18 protein-coding genes are annotated in these 17,441 nt (G+C 42.4%); 4 read left to right on the top strand and 14 right to left on the bottom strand.

The genetic code is table 11. The features are described from left to right. Positions 1-53 precede the first annotated feature (53 nt). Complete coding sequence (recU, locus tag FJU10_RS07865) at positions 54-692, top strand: Holliday junction resolvase RecU (RefSeq protein ID WP_077453414.1); 639 nt, start codon at positions 54-56, stop codon at positions 690-692. Next, complete coding sequence (locus FJU10_RS07860) at positions 682-3,003, top strand: PBP1A family penicillin-binding protein (protein ID WP_325811086.1); 2,322 nt, start codon at positions 682-684, stop codon at positions 3,001-3,003. Before recU ends, FJU10_RS07860 begins: the two co-directional genes overlap by 11 nt. 409 nt (positions 3,004-3,412) lie before the next feature. On the opposite strand, the gene nth is transcribed toward FJU10_RS07860, so the two are convergent. The 8 genes from nth to FJU10_RS07820 all read right to left on the bottom strand — a co-directional run bounded on the left by nth (position 3,413) and on the right by FJU10_RS07820 (position 10,387). Beyond that, the gene (nth, locus tag FJU10_RS07855; RefSeq protein WP_077453416.1) at positions 3,413-4,069 is read right to left on the bottom strand and encodes an endonuclease III; all 657 of its coding nucleotides are present in this window, start codon (positions 4,067-4,069) and stop codon (positions 3,413-3,415) included. A 24-nt stretch (positions 4,070-4,093) separates the two neighbouring features. Next, positions 4,094-4,795, bottom strand: coding sequence for a DnaD domain protein (locus FJU10_RS07850; protein ID WP_077453417.1), 702 nt, complete (start codon positions 4,793-4,795; stop codon positions 4,094-4,096). 111 nt (positions 4,796-4,906) lie between these two features. Beyond that, positions 4,907-5,293, bottom strand: a complete 387-nt coding sequence (locus tag FJU10_RS07845) for a RidA family protein (protein WP_077453418.1) — start codon at positions 5,291-5,293, stop codon at positions 4,907-4,909. After that, positions 5,290-5,730 carry a Fur family transcriptional regulator gene (locus tag FJU10_RS07840; RefSeq protein WP_077453419.1) on the bottom strand — a complete coding sequence of 147 codons (441 nt, stop codon included), beginning with the start codon at positions 5,728-5,730 and terminating at the stop codon, positions 5,290-5,292. Before FJU10_RS07840 ends, FJU10_RS07845 begins: the two co-directional genes overlap by 4 nt. A 166-nt stretch (positions 5,731-5,896) precedes the next feature. Beyond that, the gene (gene cysK, locus FJU10_RS07835) at positions 5,897-6,826 is read right to left on the bottom strand and encodes a cysteine synthase A (protein WP_077453420.1); all 930 of its coding nucleotides are present in this window, start codon (positions 6,824-6,826) and stop codon (positions 5,897-5,899) included. A 201-nt stretch (positions 6,827-7,027) separates the two neighbouring features. Next, positions 7,028-7,852 carry a glucosaminidase domain-containing protein gene (locus FJU10_RS07830; protein ID WP_140965604.1) on the bottom strand — a complete coding sequence of 275 codons (825 nt, stop codon included), beginning with the start codon at positions 7,850-7,852 and terminating at the stop codon, positions 7,028-7,030. Between the two features lie 197 nt (positions 7,853-8,049). After that, positions 8,050-10,047, bottom strand: a complete 1,998-nt coding sequence (gene tkt / locus FJU10_RS07825) for a transketolase (RefSeq protein WP_140965603.1) — start codon at positions 10,045-10,047, stop codon at positions 8,050-8,052. A gap of 100 nt (positions 10,048-10,147) precedes the next feature. Continuing rightward, the gene (locus tag FJU10_RS07820) at positions 10,148-10,387 is read right to left on the bottom strand and encodes a DUF896 family protein (RefSeq protein WP_081118692.1); all 240 of its coding nucleotides are present in this window, start codon (positions 10,385-10,387) and stop codon (positions 10,148-10,150) included. Positions 10,388-10,523: 136 nt separating this feature from the next. Between FJU10_RS07820 and lexA the strand changes: the two genes are divergently transcribed. Further along, positions 10,524-11,144, top strand: a complete 621-nt coding sequence (lexA, locus tag FJU10_RS07815; RefSeq protein ID WP_005226165.1) for a transcriptional repressor LexA — start codon at positions 10,524-10,526, stop codon at positions 11,142-11,144. A 128-nt stretch (positions 11,145-11,272) separates the two neighbouring features. Further along, positions 11,273-11,485, top strand: a complete 213-nt coding sequence (locus FJU10_RS07810; RefSeq protein WP_005236082.1) for a hypothetical protein — start codon at positions 11,273-11,275, stop codon at positions 11,483-11,485. A 63-nt stretch (positions 11,486-11,548) separates the two neighbouring features. Here FJU10_RS07810 and FJU10_RS07805 read toward each other — a convergent pair whose 3' ends face one another. The 6 genes from FJU10_RS07805 to FJU10_RS07780 form a co-directional block, all read right to left on the bottom strand. Continuing rightward, positions 11,549-12,061, bottom strand: coding sequence for an adenine phosphoribosyltransferase (locus FJU10_RS07805; RefSeq protein ID WP_140965602.1), 513 nt, complete (start codon positions 12,059-12,061; stop codon positions 11,549-11,551). Between the two features lie 11 nt (positions 12,062-12,072). Then, the gene (gene recJ / locus FJU10_RS07800; protein WP_140965601.1) at positions 12,073-14,373 is read right to left on the bottom strand and encodes a single-stranded-DNA-specific exonuclease RecJ; all 2,301 of its coding nucleotides are present in this window, start codon (positions 14,371-14,373) and stop codon (positions 12,073-12,075) included. Positions 14,374-14,518: 145 nt separating this feature from the next. After that, positions 14,519-14,956 carry a lipopolysaccharide assembly protein LapA domain-containing protein gene (locus FJU10_RS07795; RefSeq protein ID WP_140965600.1) on the bottom strand — a complete coding sequence of 146 codons (438 nt, stop codon included), beginning with the start codon at positions 14,954-14,956 and terminating at the stop codon, positions 14,519-14,521. 12 nt (positions 14,957-14,968) lie between these two features. Further along, complete coding sequence (locus tag FJU10_RS07790) at positions 14,969-15,757, bottom strand: SDR family NAD(P)-dependent oxidoreductase (RefSeq protein ID WP_086292417.1); 789 nt, start codon at positions 15,755-15,757, stop codon at positions 14,969-14,971. After that, complete coding sequence (gene rnz, locus FJU10_RS07785) at positions 15,741-16,697, bottom strand: ribonuclease Z (RefSeq protein WP_081118695.1); 957 nt, start codon at positions 16,695-16,697, stop codon at positions 15,741-15,743. Before rnz ends, FJU10_RS07790 begins: the two co-directional genes overlap by 17 nt. Positions 16,698-16,769: 72 nt before the next feature. After that, positions 16,770-17,345, bottom strand: a complete 576-nt coding sequence (locus tag FJU10_RS07780; protein ID WP_010748409.1) for a DUF456 domain-containing protein — start codon at positions 17,343-17,345, stop codon at positions 16,770-16,772. Positions 17,346-17,441 lie beyond the last annotated feature (96 nt).

Below are 17,441 nucleotides of genomic sequence, written 5' to 3'. Positions count from 1 at the left end.
CTTTTCTTTCCAAACGACTTTTTGGTATAATGTTGCCTAGGAGTGTGAACAACATGGTTATTCGTTACCCGAATGGACAATCTACTACCTATGATGACGGCAAAAAACAAAAAATGCAAGAAAAACTAATAAAGCCAAAAACGTATGCCAATCGTGGGATGCGTTTTGAAGAAGCGATCAATGAAAGCAACCTTTATTATTTAAATCGTAAACTTGCGGTCATTCATAAGAAACCGACACCAGTTCAAATCGTCAAGGTAGATTATCCGAGAAGAAGCGCCGCAGTAATTAAGGAAGCCTACTTTCGAGAGGCCTCTACCACCGATTACAACGGTGTTTATCAAGGGCAATATATCGACTTTGAAGCGAAAGAGACTCAAAACAAAACGTCATTTCCCTTTAAAAATTTTCATCCACACCAAATCAAGCATATGGAAGACTGTTTGGAACAAGCAGGATTATGTTTTGTTCTTTTATGGTTTTCTAGTCTACAACGCTGCTTTTTCTTAGATAGCAAGTGCTTAGTTTCTCAGTGGCACCTGCAAAAGGAAACCGGAAAAAAATCAATGACGTTGACCTATATCGAAACCAATGGGATCGAAATCATCCCCACCATTGCGCCGCGTATTCCTTATTTAAAAGCAGTTGATCAATTTTTAACGATGAAGGAGAATGATGAGTATGGCAAATGAATCACAATCGAGGACCTCTCGGCATGATTCTAAGAAAGGTACTGCTAAAAAAGCATCAAAGCCCCCTAAAGCCAAAGGCAAACGAAGTATTGGGAGTATTATTTTAAAAGTGTTTATGGGCCTATTTTTCTTAGGCTGTATCGGGATTTTATCAGGAATGGGGCTGTTTTGGTGGTATGCCAAAGATGCGCCAGCACTTGATGAAACACGTTTGGATTCGACTGTTTCTTCACGTTTTTATGCCTCCAACGGTGAATTGATCACTGAATTCGGAAGTGAAACGAGAGAAAAAATCACGGCAAGTGAGATCCCCCAACTGCTAGAAGACGCGATCGTCTCTGTTGAAGATCGTCGGTTCTATCAGCATATCGGGGTCGATCCGATCCGGATCGTTGGTTCTGCATTATCCAATGCCACAACCGGCGGTATGCAAGGCGGAAGTACCTTGACCCAGCAATTGATCAAGCTGTCCTTCTTTTCTACCAGCGCCGAAGATCAAACATTACGAAGGAAAGCACAAGAAGCTTGGATGGCGGTTCGGCTTGAACAAACCAAATCAAAGCAGGAAATTTTGACTTACTATATTAATAAGGTGTATATGTCCAACGGGGTTTATGGAATGCAAACAGCCGCCATGAAGTTTTACGGCAAACCTTTGGCTGAACTAGATCTTGCCCAAACTGCCTTAATAGCTGGTTTACCAAATGCCCCTTCTGCTTTTGACCCTTTCGCTCATCCTGATAATGCGAAAAGTCGTCGAGATGTGGTTTTGGGCGCAATGCTTGAAAACGAGAAAATCACGCAAGCAGAATATGATGCCGCCGTTGCCGAGGATATTCAAGAAGGCTTGCAGAAAAACCCACGAGAAAATCAAGAGTGGAAATACTTTGATAATTACTTCAACGAAGTGATCGCAGAAGTTAAAGAAAAAACCGGCAAAGATGTTTATACAGATGGTTTAGATATTTACACCAATGTCGATATCGATGCACAAAAACGGTTATATGATATCGTCAACAGCGATGACTATGTTAATTATCCAGACGACAAGATGCAAGTTGCCGCTACCTTAGTTGATGTCAATACGGGCAAAGTCACGGCTCAAATCGGTGCCCGCAACGTTGATGATGTTCTCGCAAACAATCTGGCTGTCAACGTCGCTCGGGACTTTGGATCGACCGTTAAACCGATCACAGACTACGGCCCTGCCTTCCAATTTTTACAAGACTCTACCGGTAGAATGATTTTAGATGAACCTTATACTTACAAAGGAACCGATATCCCTGTGTACAACTGGGATCGCCAATATATGGGCAACATCACGCTGCGAACTGCTTTAGCAGAATCTAGAAATGTACCAGCAGTGAAATTGTTTGATGAAGTTGGTGCGGATAATATCGCAGACTTTCTTAGCGGTCTAGGTATCGAATACCACACGATCACTCAATCTAATGCGATTTCCAGCAATACGGATAAATTAGATGGCACAAAATATGGAATCTCCAGCCTGAAAATGGCCGCTGCTTATGCTGCGTTTTCAAATGGCGGCACATATTATGAACCTCAGTATGTCAATAAAATCGTCATGCAAGATGGCACAGAAGATGAAGAATCCTTTAAAGTTGATGGTCAAGAAGCAATGGATGATACCACTGCTTATATGGTGACAGATATCTTGAAAGATGTTATCTCCGTCGGAACTGGAACCAACGCGCAAATCGATGGTTTGTACCAAGCAGGGAAAACGGGAACTTCCAATTACACCGATGACCAGCTAGCACAACTTGATACATCGAATGGTGCCTACCCTGATATTACTTTTGCCGGCTATACTCCCTCCTACTCATTGGCGGTTTGGACCGGATACAACGACAAAATGACACCTATCACTGATAGTAGTACCCATGTGGCTTCTGATGTTTATCGAGAATTGATGCAATATGTTTCTGCTTCTGTAGAAAACAAAGACTGGACAATGCCAGATGGTCTGACACGGATCGGAAATGAACTTTATCTTGAAGGAACTTATACCCAGCCGACCTATTCGGCACCAAGTTCTTCTAGCAGTAGTTCCTATGTTGAACCTTCGACATCTTCTACAGAAAGCAGTGAGTCAACCGAATCTAGTTCAACCGAGTCCTCAAGTGAAGTGACACCACCAGTATCGACACCGGATGAGGATGATTCATCATCGGTCGTTACACCTCCTGCTTCTAGTCAGGACCCTGGCTCAACAACACCTTCCAGCAGTGAAGAAAATCCTTCCTCACCGCCGGATCCGCCAGAGCCAAACGATGGCAATTCCGAATAACTGTGAATAGCGAAAAACAGTAGATCAACGTTTGATCTACTGTTTTTTTTTGAATCACTACCATGAAAAAAGAAGCTTACTTTTCAAGCTCTTAAAAAATAATTTCTTATCAGATAACTGATAGAGCTGCTTGTGCATTTCATCAAACAAACCAATCACATTTTCTTTCGCCTTGTTGACTTAATAAACTCTCTTTGGAATGATCATGAATCCCCTCGATTCGCATTTTGGTCTTAAGAATCATCTGTTCTGGTCTGATCTTTGCCTCTTGAATCACTCGGTTTGCTTTTCTTCTATCAAAGAGTAAGACTCCGCTGCACTCTGTTCATTTGTTCTTTTTTAGCAAGTAAAAACGCTAAGCAAAATTGCCTAACGTTTTTAATCATAACTAGTTTATTTTGCGTACTTTTTAGATAGTTTTTTTCCCCTTCATCCGGAGCTTCCCTTCTTGACACATCGCCAGCAACGGGCAAATCTCACACTTTGGTGCCCTTGCAGTGCAATGATAGCGGCCGAAAAAAATCATTGTATGATGGGTTTTGACCCACAATGGTTCGGGAATCTTTTTCATCAGCGTTTGTTCAACTTCTAATACATTGGCGTCTAATTTACAGATACGTAATCTTTTTGATACCCGTTCGACGTGAGTATCAACAGCAATTGCCGGTATGCCATAGGCATCACCTAAAACTACGTTTGCAGTTTTTCTACCGACACCTGGTAACGAAACCAAATCCTCTCTCGTTTTTGGCACTTCACCACCAAAACGCAATAGCAATTCTGAAGCACAAGCCTTGATATTTTTTGCCTTGTTTCGATATAAACCGATGGACTTGATTTTTGCAATCACGTCTTCTAAAGGTGCTTCGCTCAATGCTTGCGGTGTGGGATAGGCCTCAAAAAGCGCAGGGGTGACTTTATTTACCGAGACATCTGTTGCTTGCGCACTTAAGATGACTGCTATCAATAATTCAAACGCATTTTTAGATACCAATTCGCCATGCGCTTCGGGAAACATCTCATACATTGTTTCGATAGCGGACATTGTTTTTTCTTTACTGATCATAGGACTATTTGAACTCCTTGTCTGTTACTCTCCTTCTAACCAATTATGCATAGGGATTTTGGGCATTGGTCCTTCTTCCTGTGAAGCATTCTCATTTTGAAGAAATTGTTTTTTTCTTCTTTTTTGTTCTTCCTCAACTTGCGCTTTCGACGTAATATTCTTACGTTCCCACGAAAGTAAGATACGATCGATGTAATTCAAGCTATAAGCCTGATTCAAAACCGCTTCTCGCAAAGCAAACTGAATCAGTTCCGGATCGTAGTGGTCCTCATCCAACCACTGCCCGATCCGCTGGTATTCGATCGCTGACAACGGCCGACCGAACTCTCCTTCAAACAAACGATATAACCCACGAATTTTTTCCTCATTTGATTCTGCTTTTTCATTTTTTGATTGCTGTTTTAAGAGAAATTCTAGACGCTCATAAATCCCTGTAAAATCATAATAATCAACCATTTTCCCAGCAGTATCTTTTTTTGACTCCATCCGCACTACATCTTTTTTTAGCAATTGATTTAACCAATGATAAATTTCTTTTTGATCACTGCCCATCACAGAGGCAATCTCACGTAAATCGGGAAAATCATTTCCTTGCTCATGACTCCGATACAACTGCAGCCATAACAAAAATTCATCATTCGTCAATCCCAGATGATGGTAATTCTCTAAAAGCAAATTCGAAATTGTTGTTTGCCCTTTTGCTAAATATTCCTTTAACGAAACCATACTGCATCCTCTTCTCCTTGATTCACCTGAAACCCTATGATCCTTTCGTTCAGGATCGATCCAATAAAAAGGGGACGACGCAAATGCGGACGTCCCACGATTCCTTGTTGGTTACGCTTTTTCTTTCACTGCCGCGATGATTTCAACTTCAACCAAAACATCTTTTGGCAAGCGAGCAACTTCTACAGCAGAACGTGCCGGTAACTCTTCATTGAATAACGTACTATACGTATTGTTAAAAGGAACGAAGTCATTCATATTTTTTAAGAAACAGGTAGTCTTTACAATATCATTTGGTGTCAGTTCTGCCGCTTCAAGAATCGCTTCAATATTTTTTAGTACTTGCTGTGTTTGAACCTCAATCGTCGTGCCGACAACTTCCCCTGAAACAGGATCTAACGGCACTTGACCAGAAGCAAACAAGAAGCCGTTTGCGATTTTTGCTTGAACGTAAGGACCGATTGCTTGTGGCGCTTGATCAGTAGCGATTATTTTCATTTTGTTTCCTCCTCTTTCGCTTGGCACTCTGGACATAGACCATAAACTTCTAATCGATGGTTATTTATTTGATACCCAGTTAGTTTTGAAGCAGCCATTTCGACATCTTCAAGCCCTGGATAGTAAAAATCAGCGATCTTTCCACACTGTTGGCAGATAGCATGATAATGAGGCTCAGTTGTAAAATCAAATCGACTGGAGGCATCTCCATAATTCATTTCTTTTACAAAGCCAATTTCTGTGAATAAACGTAAATTATTGTAGACCGTTGCGACACTAATACCAGGAAAATGAACTTCAATCGCCCGATAAATCTCTTCAGCAGTTGGATGAGCATCGTGACTGGCCAAAAATTCTAATATCGCTACTCGCTGCGGTGTAATACGAATATTCTCATGTTTTAATCGTTTGATCGCTTCATCGTAGATCGTACTCACAGGAGTTCCTCCATTTCTCTTATCTTTCCTATCATACTATGTAAAACCCAAAAATTCAAACAGCTTTCCTTGTTTTTTTCTAAGGTATAGCGCTTTTTTCAGACCGTCTTTATGCCCCTTTTGAGAAAGAAAAGCAGACAATCCAATGTCTGCTTTCTCCTTCTTGTTAGTCTTCAAACTGATAGAGCGCTGTGGACAGATAGCGTTCGCCATTGTCGGGCACGATTGCTAAGACTTTTTTCCCGGAACCTAGTTCTTTTGCCACTTGTAAAGCAGCTTGGATCGCAGCTCCTGAAGAGATACCTACTAAGATTCCTTCTTTCATTCCAACTTGGCGTGCAGTTTTCATCGCATCTTCACTAGCAATTGCAATGACTTGGTCATAGATTTCGGTGTCTAATACTTTAGGGACAAATCCAGTACCGATTCCTTGAATCTTATGCGGTCCTGGCTTGCCACCTTCTAAAATCGCAGATTCGGCTGGCTCAACACCAACTATTTTCAAATTGGGATAGACGCGCTTCAGTTCTTTACCCGCTCCAGTGATCGTTCCACCAGTGCCGATCCCAGCGACAAAAGCATCTAAACCTTTTGATTCAAACGCATCCTCAATTTCTTTACCTGTCGTTTTTTCATGAATTTCTGGGTTAGCCGGATTTTCAAATTGTAATGGCATATAGTAGCCGTCTTGCTCCGCTAATTCTTTTGCTTTATTGATGGATCCTGTGATCCCTTCAGATCCAGGGGTCAAAATCAACTCTGCGCCATAAGCTTGTACGATTTTGCGTCTTTCGATACTCATCGTTTCTGGCATAACCAACACAACGCGATAGCCTTTTGCCGTACCGATCATGGCTAAACCAATCCCTGTATTTCCTGAGGTTGGCTCGATAATCGTATCGCCAGCTTTCAATAAGCCACTTTTTTCAGCTTTTTCAATCATGGCTAAAGCAATTCTGTCCTTTACGCTACCCCCAGGATTGAAAAACTCTAATTTCACATACACATCAGCAGAACCTTCTTCTACGATATGATTTAATTTGACGATTGGCGTATGACCAACTAATTCATTGACCGATTGATAGATTTTTGTCATTGAAAATCCCTCCCGTTCTTATTCTTCCATTCTACCTAAAATACCTCGGAGTTGCGAATAAAAAGTAAGCAATTTCAAATTTTTTTTTCTTATAGTTTTCTACTTTGGTCTTTTTCCACTGACTAGAGTTTGATTGTCACGACAAAAAAACCTTAAGATTAGCTGCAGTTGTAGCAACCCATCCTAAGGTTTTTAATATACTTATACGATCAACTCTTGTCCGATAACGATTATCTCACTGGATAATCCATTCGATGCCATCAACGCATCAACGGTTGTGCCAAATCGATTGGCGATATCCCAAAGCGTATCCCCAGAAGCAACTTGATAGCTCTGAGCTGAAGAGGTACTACCTGAATACGTGGTCGTCGTTGTTTCGCTGGTCGTTGTGCTAGTTGTGTTTGACCATGCTGTACTTTGTGTCGTTCCCGTATCGAACCGTGTAAGCTGATAGGTTTCGATCAACCAGTTCAGTTTTTGTGCGTAACCTGGATCGGTAGCATAACGCCCCGTCAAATAATTTGTCGCATCATAAAATGAGGTGGTTTGGCTTTTCCAGACACCACTGTAATGGGCAGTCCCTGTCGCAAAACTTGTACTTCGCAAGACGTTCGCATGATCCTGAAACGATTCCCAATAAGAGTTATATTGACGAAACGGTTCATTCATTTCTACCCACTGACCATTCAAATACTCTTGGGTAGGCATATACACACTTTGACCGTTGTAGCTGCCTTTGACCCCAAATAAATTGTAATAAGGTGCATTGGATAATGCAGAAGAACCATAGCCGCTTTCTAAAATTGCTTGAGCGATCATCACAGAAGCATACAAATCATTGTTGGCAGCAACATCTTGTGCTGACCAGCCAATTTGCTCGATGAAACCTGAGATGTCTTGCGTCGCATATTGGTTCTCAGCAGCTTGTACCTGTTGAGGAACGAAAGAGATCGCCGTTGGAGCTAACATCATTCCGGCGCTCATTAGTGAAACGACCGCCTTCTTGCTAGGTTTTTTAAAAACTATTTGCTTTTATCCTGTTGCTTTCCTCTTCGTATTCAAAAACTTTGTATCTTGCTGTGAAAACTTTTTTTCAAAATCTTAGCCACTGCTGATCTACATCCATCACTCTGTCACTTTCAGAGTGATAATAACTCGAAAAAAAACACGTTCGAAAATCGAAAAGATTCTCGAACGTGCAGCTTTTTCTTTGTATCGACCAATTAGTTGATTGATTTGAAGGTACTCACCACATTTTCAACACTGAAGCCGAATTCTGCTAATACCTTGTCACCAGGTGCGGATGCACCGAAATGATCGATCGCGATCACTTTTCCATGGCAGCCAGTGTAACGTTCCCAACCAAATGGGGAAGCCGCTTCGATCGCTACCCGTTTCTTCACTGCTTTTGGCAAGACACTTTCTTTGTATTCTGAGCTTTGGGCTTCAAACAGATCAAAGCTTGGTAAGGAGACCACCGATACATCGATGCCTTCTTCTGCCAATTTAGCTTGTGCTTGGACCGCAAGATTCACTTCAGAACCTGTGGCGATCAAAATACCCGCTGGTGTTTCACCGGCTTGTTTTGAAATCACATAGCCACCTTTTGCGACATTTTCATCCGCACCGGTTTGCGTGCCTTCGATCACTGGTAGGTTTTGTCGACTTAAGACTAAGACCGTTGGCTTATCGGTTGTCGTCATGGCCAGTCTCCAAGCAGCACGGGTTTCATTGCCGTCTGCTGGACGAATCACTTGGACATTTGGCATACAACGGACGCTAGCTAATTGCTCGATTGGCTCATGCGTCGGTCCATCTTCTCCAACCGCCACGGAGTCATGCGTCAAGACATAGATCACAGGTGCATGCTGGATCGCAGACAAGCGCACCGCTGGACGCAAGTAATCAACGAAGACGAAGAAGGTTCCACCATAGATTCGCGTACCGCCATGCAATTGGATCCCGTTCATCGCTGCCGCCATCGCAAATTCTCGGACACCAAACCAAATGTTGCGGCCTTCGTATTGGCCAGGCTCAAAGTCTTTTTCTGCTGCCACCATCGTGTTGTTGGAACCAGAAAGGTCAGCCGATCCGCCCCATAAGCTAGGTACGGCTTTGGACAACGCTTGGATCATCTCTTTGCTGGATACCCGGCTAGCTTGTGAGCTGCCAACTTCGTAGCTTGGTAATGCTGCATCCCAATCTGTTGGCAATTCACCTGCAAAGGCTTGTTTGAATTGCGCCGCAAGATCTGGATAGGCTGCTTCATAGGCATGGAAAGTTTCGTTCCAAGCTGCTTCAGCTTTTTGCCCTTCATCGATCATGGTTTCTTTGAAGCGCGCAGCAACTTCGTCAGGTACAGTAAATTCTGGGTATTCCCAGCCATAAATCGCTTTGGCTGCTGAAATGCCTTCGGCACCGATCGGCGCACCATGGACGGCAGAGGTGCCTTGATTTGGCGCACCGTATCCGATCACAGTCTTGATTTCGATCAAGGTTGGTTTGTCGCTTTCAGCTTTTGCTTCGTCGATTGCTTTTGAGATCGCTTCTAAATCATTGCCGTCTTCAACGAGAATGTGTTGCCAGCCATACGCCTCAAAACGCGCACCGACATTTTCTGTAAAGGCTTTTGAGGTCGGACCATCTAGGGAGATGTCATTTGAATCGTACAAGACGATCAGTTTGTCTAATTTCATGTGACCCGCCATGGATGCAGCTTCTTGCGAAACACCTTCCATCAAGTCCCCATCGCCACATAAGGCGTAGGTATAGTGATCAACGACTTGATACTTGTCGCGATTGTAGGTTGCAGCCAAGTGGGCTTCGGCCATCGCCATACCGACTGCCATAGCGATCCCTTGTCCTAAAGGTCCAGTGGTTGCTTCCACGCCGTCTGTGTGATCGACTTCTGGATGTCCTGGCGTGCGGCTATCCCATTGACGGAAGTTTTTTAGATCCTCAACGGTCACATCGTAACCAGACACGTGCAACAAGCTGTACAATAGCGCCGAACCATGTCCAGCAGACAAAACAAAGCGGTCACGATCCACCCAGTTGCGAGAAGTCGTTGGATTGACTTTCAAGTGTTTCGTCCACAAGGCATAGGCCATGGGTGCTGCCCCCATCGGTAATCCTGGATGTCCTGAATTGGCTTTTTGTACGGCTTCGATACTTAATGTACGAAGGGTGTTCACTCCTAATTGATCGATTTTATCAAACAATGGTAGTTCCTCCTAATTTAGGTTTTTTTTACCTTTATTACATCTCTTATTATACGTGATTCAGATGCTTATTTCAATAGCAATGAAAAGGAATTCACAATTATCTGCCGTGGAGACCTTTTTTCTTCTGAATCTCTTTCAATTTTTCTGGTGTCACATCAGAACCTTCAGGATCAACGATTTTCATTCCTTCGATATGGTGACGCATTCCTCCACGAAAGGCGGTTAAATACTCTTCACGTAGAACTTTTTGTTCGTTCGTTTCTGCCTCGGTCAATCCTTCTGTTTTTTTCTTGTTGGCAAGTTCATTGATTCGAGCTAATTTTTCTTGAGATAGCATATTCGTTCCTCCTTTTCCCTCTTGATTTTACTACAAACTAGCGAATAAAAACAATAGCGCAAAAAGCGAACATTTGTTTGAATATTCGATATACCTATGGTACACTAATGTTATCAAATGAAAGAAGGTGTCAGTTTTGGCAAAACGAACAGAAAATCGACAAATCGAAATTCTTAAGTTCATTCATACCCGTGTCACTGAAAAAGGCTATCCGCCGACTGTTCGCGAAATTGGCGAAGCCGTTCAGTTATCTTCTACCTCAACTGTTCATGGCCATTTGTCCCGACTTGAAAAAAAAGGGTTGATCTTACGAGATCCTACAAAACCCAGAGCCATTGAATTAACTGCTTCCGGTCTTGAAAAAATCGATGTTCAACCAGCATCCATTCCGATGCTTGGTGTCGTAACTGCGGGAGAACCGATTTTAGCAGTGGAAGATGCATCCGATTTCTTTCCGATTCCGCCAGATTTAGCAAATAGTACCGGCAGTTTGTTTATGTTGACGATCCGAGGAGAAAGTATGATTAATGCTGGCATCCTTGACGGCGATCAAGTGATCGTTCGCAAACAACAAAGTGCGCAAAATGGTGATATCGTGATCGCTATGACAGATGAAGATGAAGCTACTTGCAAACGATTCTATAAAGAAAAGAATTACATTCGATTACAGCCAGAAAATGATTATTTAGAGCCCATCATTTTGCCTGACGTAACGATTTTAGGATTAGTTGTTGGTTTGTATCGCCATCTGCTTTGATTCTAATCGGCCTACCTAGGAAATCTTCGTACTTGCGAAGATTTTTTTCTTTCCTCTTTACAAACCGAACAAACATTCGTATAATAGGTATGCAAACATAAGTTCGTATTATTTAAGGAGTGAATGAGATGAAAGCAGTTCGTCGATTTGGTTTTATGTTGTGGGTATTATTGATGGGTATCGTTATTGGCTATTTTGGCGTTCTAAGTGCTGTTCTGATTTTTTGTCCTCTAATGATGCTTTGGTTCATGCTATGGGATGAAAAGAAATTCCGGCAAGCAGAGCGCAAACGTAACCGTCATTATTATCATGATCATGATTTTTATCGGTATGAACCATGATCCTTTCTCTACATAAGCCTCAAAGCAGAAAAAAAGGACTCGTAAGAGTCCTTTTTTTCTGCTTTAATATTCCATCAAGGTTTTGATTTCGACACCTTGGATTTTATCTCTTCCATGTAAATCCATTAGTTCGATCAAAAAGGCGCAGCCAACAACGATACCGCCTAATTTTTCTACGAGTTCAATTGTTGCTTTGATCGTTCCGCCAGTTGCTAGTAGATCGTCACAGATCAAGACACGTTGTCCTGGTTTGATAGCATCGGCATACAACGTCAAAACATCCACACCATACTCTTTTTCATACTCTGCTTCAATAGTTTCCCGTGGCAATTTGCCTTTTTTACGTACTGGAGCAAAGCCGACACCTAACTGGTACGCAACTGGACAACCAACGATAAATCCGCGGGCTTCTGGTCCTACCACCATATCGATGCCTTTTTCTTGTGCATACTCAACGATCTGCTGTGTCGCATAACGATACGCTTCTCCATCAGCCATTAACGGCGAGATGTCCCGAAAAATAATTCCCTCTTGGGGATAATCCGGAATACTAGCAATATACTCTTTTAAATCCATTTTTTTTCCTCCTAGACTGTCAACCACTGACGTAGGGTTGATAAATCACTCATTAATAAAAATTCTTCTGTTTTGATCATTTTTTGTCGTTGCTGATACAAATGACTCTCTGTCAGCGGACGAGAAACAGGATCAGCCGTTTTATTCAAAACACCATCTTGTATTGTAACAAATTCCAGCTCAGAAAACACCTGAATCATGAAAATAAGTAATTTTTCTGGAATTTTTAGATAGTCAGCAACCATCCTTAATTTGTAGCGAATATCCAAACGAGGTTGTTGCTTGATCAACTGAAAAAGCCGACCATATTGCTCTCTGGTGCCTACCCCATCTAAATAAGCATCTTCGGTCGAGTAAAACACAAACGCAATTCTTGAAGCATGAAGCGTTTGGATGATTTCTTTGATCACTGCAGGATCAGTAGGACAATCTAAAAAGGCGATTTCTTGAAATTGAGCTTCATGAAACGTGTCTCTCAAGTTAGCCACTGAGTCGAATAAGATCGTTTGTCCACAAAACCCTTGTAGCTCTCGAGGAATTTTCTTATTGAAAACGACCCCTACTGTTTGATTTCCCAGAGAGACACCTTGCCGACTCCTTTTCGAACGGTAATCAAACAACTGCAGACCTTCCACAGCAAAATCATCCAACATCAACTGCGGTTTTTTGTTGCCATTCCATTCATTGATTGAAAGCTGACCGATGATCGACAGTCGATCATTTTCAAACTCTACTAAGTCTTTTCCAAAACCAAACCCAATCACATCTAGCTGTGTATTGGACTCATCTGTCATCACTAACTTCAAGTGTTGGTTTTCAGTACCAATCTGGCGAGCATTTTGAGTCGATAGATTGGAAAACAGAAATTTCGGTAACGGATTATCCGTGCCAAAAGGCGCTAAAACGTTTAAAGATTCAATAAAATTGATCGATACTTCTGTCAATGGCAGTTCTTCATCAATTGTCAAGGGGATCCCTTGGCTAAGATCAATTCCATTTTCTTCCACATAGCGATTCATTTGGGCTTGTAGCATATCTAAATGATCGATGGGGATACTTAAGCCAACTGCTGCATGATGGCCGCCAAAACTAGTAAACATGTCTTTCATCGTGGTCAACATTTCAAACAGATTCAACGCAGCAATACTTCTTCCTGATCCTTTTGCTAAGCCATTTTCTTTTTTGGTCAAAACGATCACAGGTTGTCCGGTACTTTGCATGATTCGTCCGGCTACGATCCCTAAAACCCCTTCGTGCCAGTCATCACCTACGACTAGATGAACATGATTGGCAGGGTCGATTTTTTCTTGCGCTTCTTTCATGATTTCTTCAACGAAAGTTTTTCGCTGCTGATTGATCGTATCTAATGTCTTGGCTAAGGTTACTGCTTCTTCTTCGTCAAATGTGGTTAACAAACGAACAGCAGGATTTGGGTCTTCCAAGCGGCCGATCGCATTAAGGCGCGGGCCAATAGCAAAACCAATGTCGGTTTCATTGACTGTTCGTTTTTTCAATCCACTGACCGTCAGCAACTCATTTAAACCAAGCCGATCAGTTTGTTGGATCATTTTCAGGCCATTGCTGACTAGTAGTCGATTCTCATCTGTCAAAGAAACCATATCAGCAATCGTCCCAATTGCAACAAGATCAAGCAGTTCGACGGGCACTTCTTCTAATAAGGCGCACGCCACTTTAAATGCGACACCGACTCCTGCCAAATCACCAAACGGATAATTTCCTTCAGGATGACGAGGATGAACGATAGCAAAGGCTTCTGGGAGTTCTACAGGAAGTTCGTGGTGATCCGTCACGATCACATCGACGCCTTGTCCTTGAGCATAAGCAATCGCCTCATGTCCAGACACTCCGTTGTCAACAGTGATGATCAATTGTGTCCCTGCGGCAATTTTTTCTTGATAGACAGTTATATTGGGACCATAGCCATCTGTAAAACGGTTGGGCAGATAATACTCAGCCTCAGCCCCCAGCAGCTCCAGCGTTTCTTTTAATACGGTGGTGCTCGTAATCCCATCTGCATCATAGTCGCCATAAATCAAGATCTGCTCACCATTTAAAATGGCTTCATGGATTCGTTCCACGGCTTTATCCATATCATGAAAGAGAAACGGATCATGAAGGTATTGCAAATCAGTGGATAAAAAAGCGTCTAGCGCTTCTGCTGTTCGAATATTTCTTTGCCATAGCAATGCGCCGATCCGCTCAGGAATCTTTCTTGCTTGGATCAATTCTTTAAATTCAGGGGTAGCTTCGCTATCTTGCGGACGCACCCAATGAAAATTTGCACGTTTCACCAAATCACTCCTAACTAGGATATTATAGCAAAGTTTATGCAAAAAGGAAAAACAACGAAAGAAACAATTTATTTTCATATCACAAAAAAGAGCTTGCAGCGAATGATGCACCTGCAAACTCTTTTCTTCATTACGCTCATGTATTCTAGGCTTGTGATTCAAAAGACTTCATTTCTTCATCGATCGTTGGCGGCGTTGAGACACCTGCTGCACGGGATGAAAGTTGCGCTTCTTGATCGTCGAGTTGCTGCTGCCTAGCTGCTAACTCCGCCTGCTTGTTGGTATATTCTCGTTCCAAGGCTTCTCGTTGTTCTTGCAGAACTTTCTCGTTATTCGAGCGATAATCCGAGAGCTCTTTTCTCAATTGTTTTAGTTCTTTTTTTTGACGGAACATTGCGCTTGTGGAAACCAGCAACAAAATCAATGCGCCTAACAAAGCAGAACCAATAATGACTAAGATCAGTGGCGATTGAATCGTTGTGAAGCCAAAATTGATCGGAACAGTCATATTGTTTGCAACCGCAAATAAAACGATCACTAAAATCAGTAAAATACCAACAATAACACGCCATTGATTTTTCATGGGTTTCAACTCCTATTTTTTGTTGAACATCGTTCCTGCCATATAATCCCCAATTGCAGGGAACAGTGTATAAAGTTTTGCAGCCGCCCCTAAAATATGTGGGCGATTGATTTCTCGTTTTGGATGAATCATGGCTTTGACGATCGTTTGTGCCAATTTGTTTGGTTCAAGGACAAGGCTACCCACCGATGATAAGTAACTACCGCTAGGATCTGCTTGGTCAAAGAATGCCGTTTCGATCGGCCCTGGATTGACTGTTGTTACGTTGATTCCCAGTGGTTTTAGTTCTAAACGTAATGCGTTAGAAAAACCAAGTACAGCAAACTTCGTGGCAGAGTAGACTGCCGTCTTCGGCGTAGCGATCTTGCCCGCGATTGAAGCAACATTTATGATATGACCATGCTTTTGTTCAGCCATTTGAATCGCAACTTGCTGAGTCAAAACCATCATCCCAAGCACATTGACTTCAAACATATTACGGATGACCGCAGGATCCATCTCGGTAAATTCTTGAAAGATCCCGTAGCCGGCATTATTGACAAAGACATCGATCTTTCCGACTTTCTCACTGATTTTTTCTAATAAGCGCGCCACGCTTTCAGGGTTTGCTACGTCCAATTGAAACGCATACGCTTCTTTGCCGCTTAATTCCATGCATTGTTCTTTGACTTTCCCAATCAAATTTGTTCTGCGAGCACAAGTCACAACGATCGCACCGCGTTTTGCGGCTTCATAACAGATTTGTTCGCCAAGTCCGGCAGAACCACCTGTTACAACGACAACTTTATTCTCCAAGTTCATCTGATTCTTCCTCTCCGGCAAAAGGGATCTCGACAACATCAAAATCTTTGACGATCAACGTATTCGGAAATACTTCTTTTGCTTCATTTACTAAATTTGTAATATCTTTGCCAACATAGCGCGCGCTGATATGGGTCAATAGCAAACGCTTGGCGTGAGCTTCTTGGGCCACTTCAGCAGCTTGGCGTGTCGTCGAATGAAAATAAGCGCGAGCCAGCTTGGCTTCTTCTTTGTTGAAGGTACTTTCATGCACTAATACATCCGCATCTTTCGCTAAAAGCACGGCGTTTTGACATTTACGCGTATCACCTAATATTGCCAAAATCCGACCCTTTTTCGCTTGACCTAAGAAATCAGCCCCATTGATTTGACGTCCATCGTCGAGGGTAACTACTTCACCTTTTTTCAAACGTCCGAAGACGGGACCAGGTTTCAGACCAAGTTCAAGCAATGCTTGCACTTGCAATTCCCCTTGATGGCTTGCTTCAACAATACGATAGCCAAAACTATCAATGCCGTGATCAAGGGGCAGACAAGATACCTCAAATTGCTGATCTTTAAAAAGAATCCCTTCTTCTTCAATCTCGAAAAAATGCAATGGATAGCTGACTTTCGTCTGGGAAATCCGCAAAACGGTTTGAATGTATGCTTTGATTCCCTTTGGCCCATAAATCTCTAGAGGCGTGTCGCCCCCTTGAAAGGAGCGGCTGCTGATCAATCCCGGCAACCCATAGATATGGTCACCATGAAGATGAGTGATAAAGATTTTTTCAATCTTTCGTGGTCGAATTGTAGAATGCAAAATCTGCATTTGGGTCCCTTCGCCACAATCAAAAAGCCAAACGGCATTCCGTTCATCTAAAAGTCGTAACGCAATGCTGGTCACGTTTCGATGTTTTGCAGGCACTCCCGCACCTGTTCCTAAAAATTCTAATTCCATAAGCTTCTTTCCTTTCATCTCTTCCCAATTTTAGCGGAAAAGAAATCAAGTTGCAATTGAAGCTTGCGGTTTTTATTTCTCAGATTGGCGATCTTCTGCGTCATTATGAGAGTTTTTCCAGTCCTCTTGAACCCGTGCTTTGGTGGATTCTTCTACTTTCTTAGCTGTTTCAATCTCTGCTTCCACTTCATCGTAGTCAAAGCGCGTGATATCGCCGCCCAATTCATTCATGATCAATTGATTCAAAGGACGATTGTCTTCTTCATCGGCGATCAATAATAACCCGGTATCACCTACACCAATTTGATTTCCGACGTGTTCAAAAAGCATTTGCGCATTTTGGATCTCTTTTGCATCCCGAGTAGCACCGATCATACTGCCGCCAAACCAGCCCAGCATGATTCCTAAAGGTCCGCCTAACACACCAACGAGCATCCCGATCAAACCACCCGTTGATGTCTTATTGTTCCCAGTAAAATCGAGAAAGTCCTCGACTTTAAATTGATGCACGCCTTCATTGGTGTGGGTAAGAACTGCCATTTGTTCCCCTTTGATCTTCCGTTCCATATGCATCCGTTTCACTTCCGAAAAGGCTTGATACGCTTTGGCACTAGCATCAAAGTTCATTACAATGACTCGTTTTGACATAAAAATCGCTCCCTTTGGTTTATTTGTTCTTTTCTTTATTTTAACAGTAAATCATTTAAATGAAAAAAGAAACCAAAAAGACTGCTGATCATTGAT

Source organism: Enterococcus sp. OL5 (genome assembly GCF_006491895.1).
GTDB lineage: Bacteria > Bacillota > Bacilli > Lactobacillales > Enterococcaceae > Enterococcus_D > Enterococcus_D innesii.
Note: the sequence above shows the minus strand (reverse complement) of the source record. Positions and strands in the feature narration are given on the sequence as shown.

Coding starts and splice junctions, on each gene's coding strand:
- FJU10_RS07850 (WP_077453417.1), bottom strand. CDS start 4,795: ATGGTTTCGTTAAAGGAATATTTAGCAAAAGGGCAAACAACAATTTCG.
- recU (WP_077453414.1), top strand. CDS start 54: ATGGTTATTCGTTACCCGAATGGACAATCTACTACCTATGATGACGGC.
- FJU10_RS07780 (WP_010748409.1), bottom strand. CDS start 17,345: ATGTCAAAACGAGTCATTGTAATGAACTTTGATGCTAGTGCCAAAGCG.
- FJU10_RS07795 (WP_140965600.1), bottom strand. CDS start 14,956: ATGAAAAATCAATGGCGTGTTATTGTTGGTATTTTACTGATTTTAGTG.
- cysK (WP_077453420.1), bottom strand. CDS start 6,826: ATGACAAAAATCTATCAATCGGTCAATGAATTAGTTGGTCATACGCCA.
- FJU10_RS07805 (WP_140965602.1), bottom strand. CDS start 12,061: ATGGATTTAAAAGAGTATATTGCTAGTATTCCGGATTATCCCCAAGAG.
- rnz (WP_081118695.1), bottom strand. CDS start 16,697: ATGGAATTAGAATTTTTAGGAACAGGTGCGGGAGTGCCTGCAAAACAT.
- FJU10_RS07790 (WP_086292417.1), bottom strand. CDS start 15,757: ATGAACTTGGAGAATAAAGTTGTCGTTGTAACAGGTGGTTCTGCCGGA.
- nth (WP_077453416.1), bottom strand. CDS start 4,069: ATGATCAGTAAAGAAAAAACAATGTCCGCTATCGAAACAATGTATGAG.
- FJU10_RS07845 (WP_077453418.1), bottom strand. CDS start 5,293: ATGAAAATAATCGCTACTGATCAAGCGCCACAAGCAATCGGTCCTTAC.
- FJU10_RS07820 (WP_081118692.1), bottom strand. CDS start 10,387: ATGCTATCTCAAGAAAAATTAGCTCGAATCAATGAACTTGCCAACAAG.
- FJU10_RS07860 (WP_325811086.1), top strand. CDS start 682: ATGGCAAATGAATCACAATCGAGGACCTCTCGGCATGATTCTAAGAAA.
- FJU10_RS07810 (WP_005236082.1), top strand. CDS start 11,273: ATGAAAGCAGTTCGTCGATTTGGTTTTATGTTGTGGGTATTATTGATG.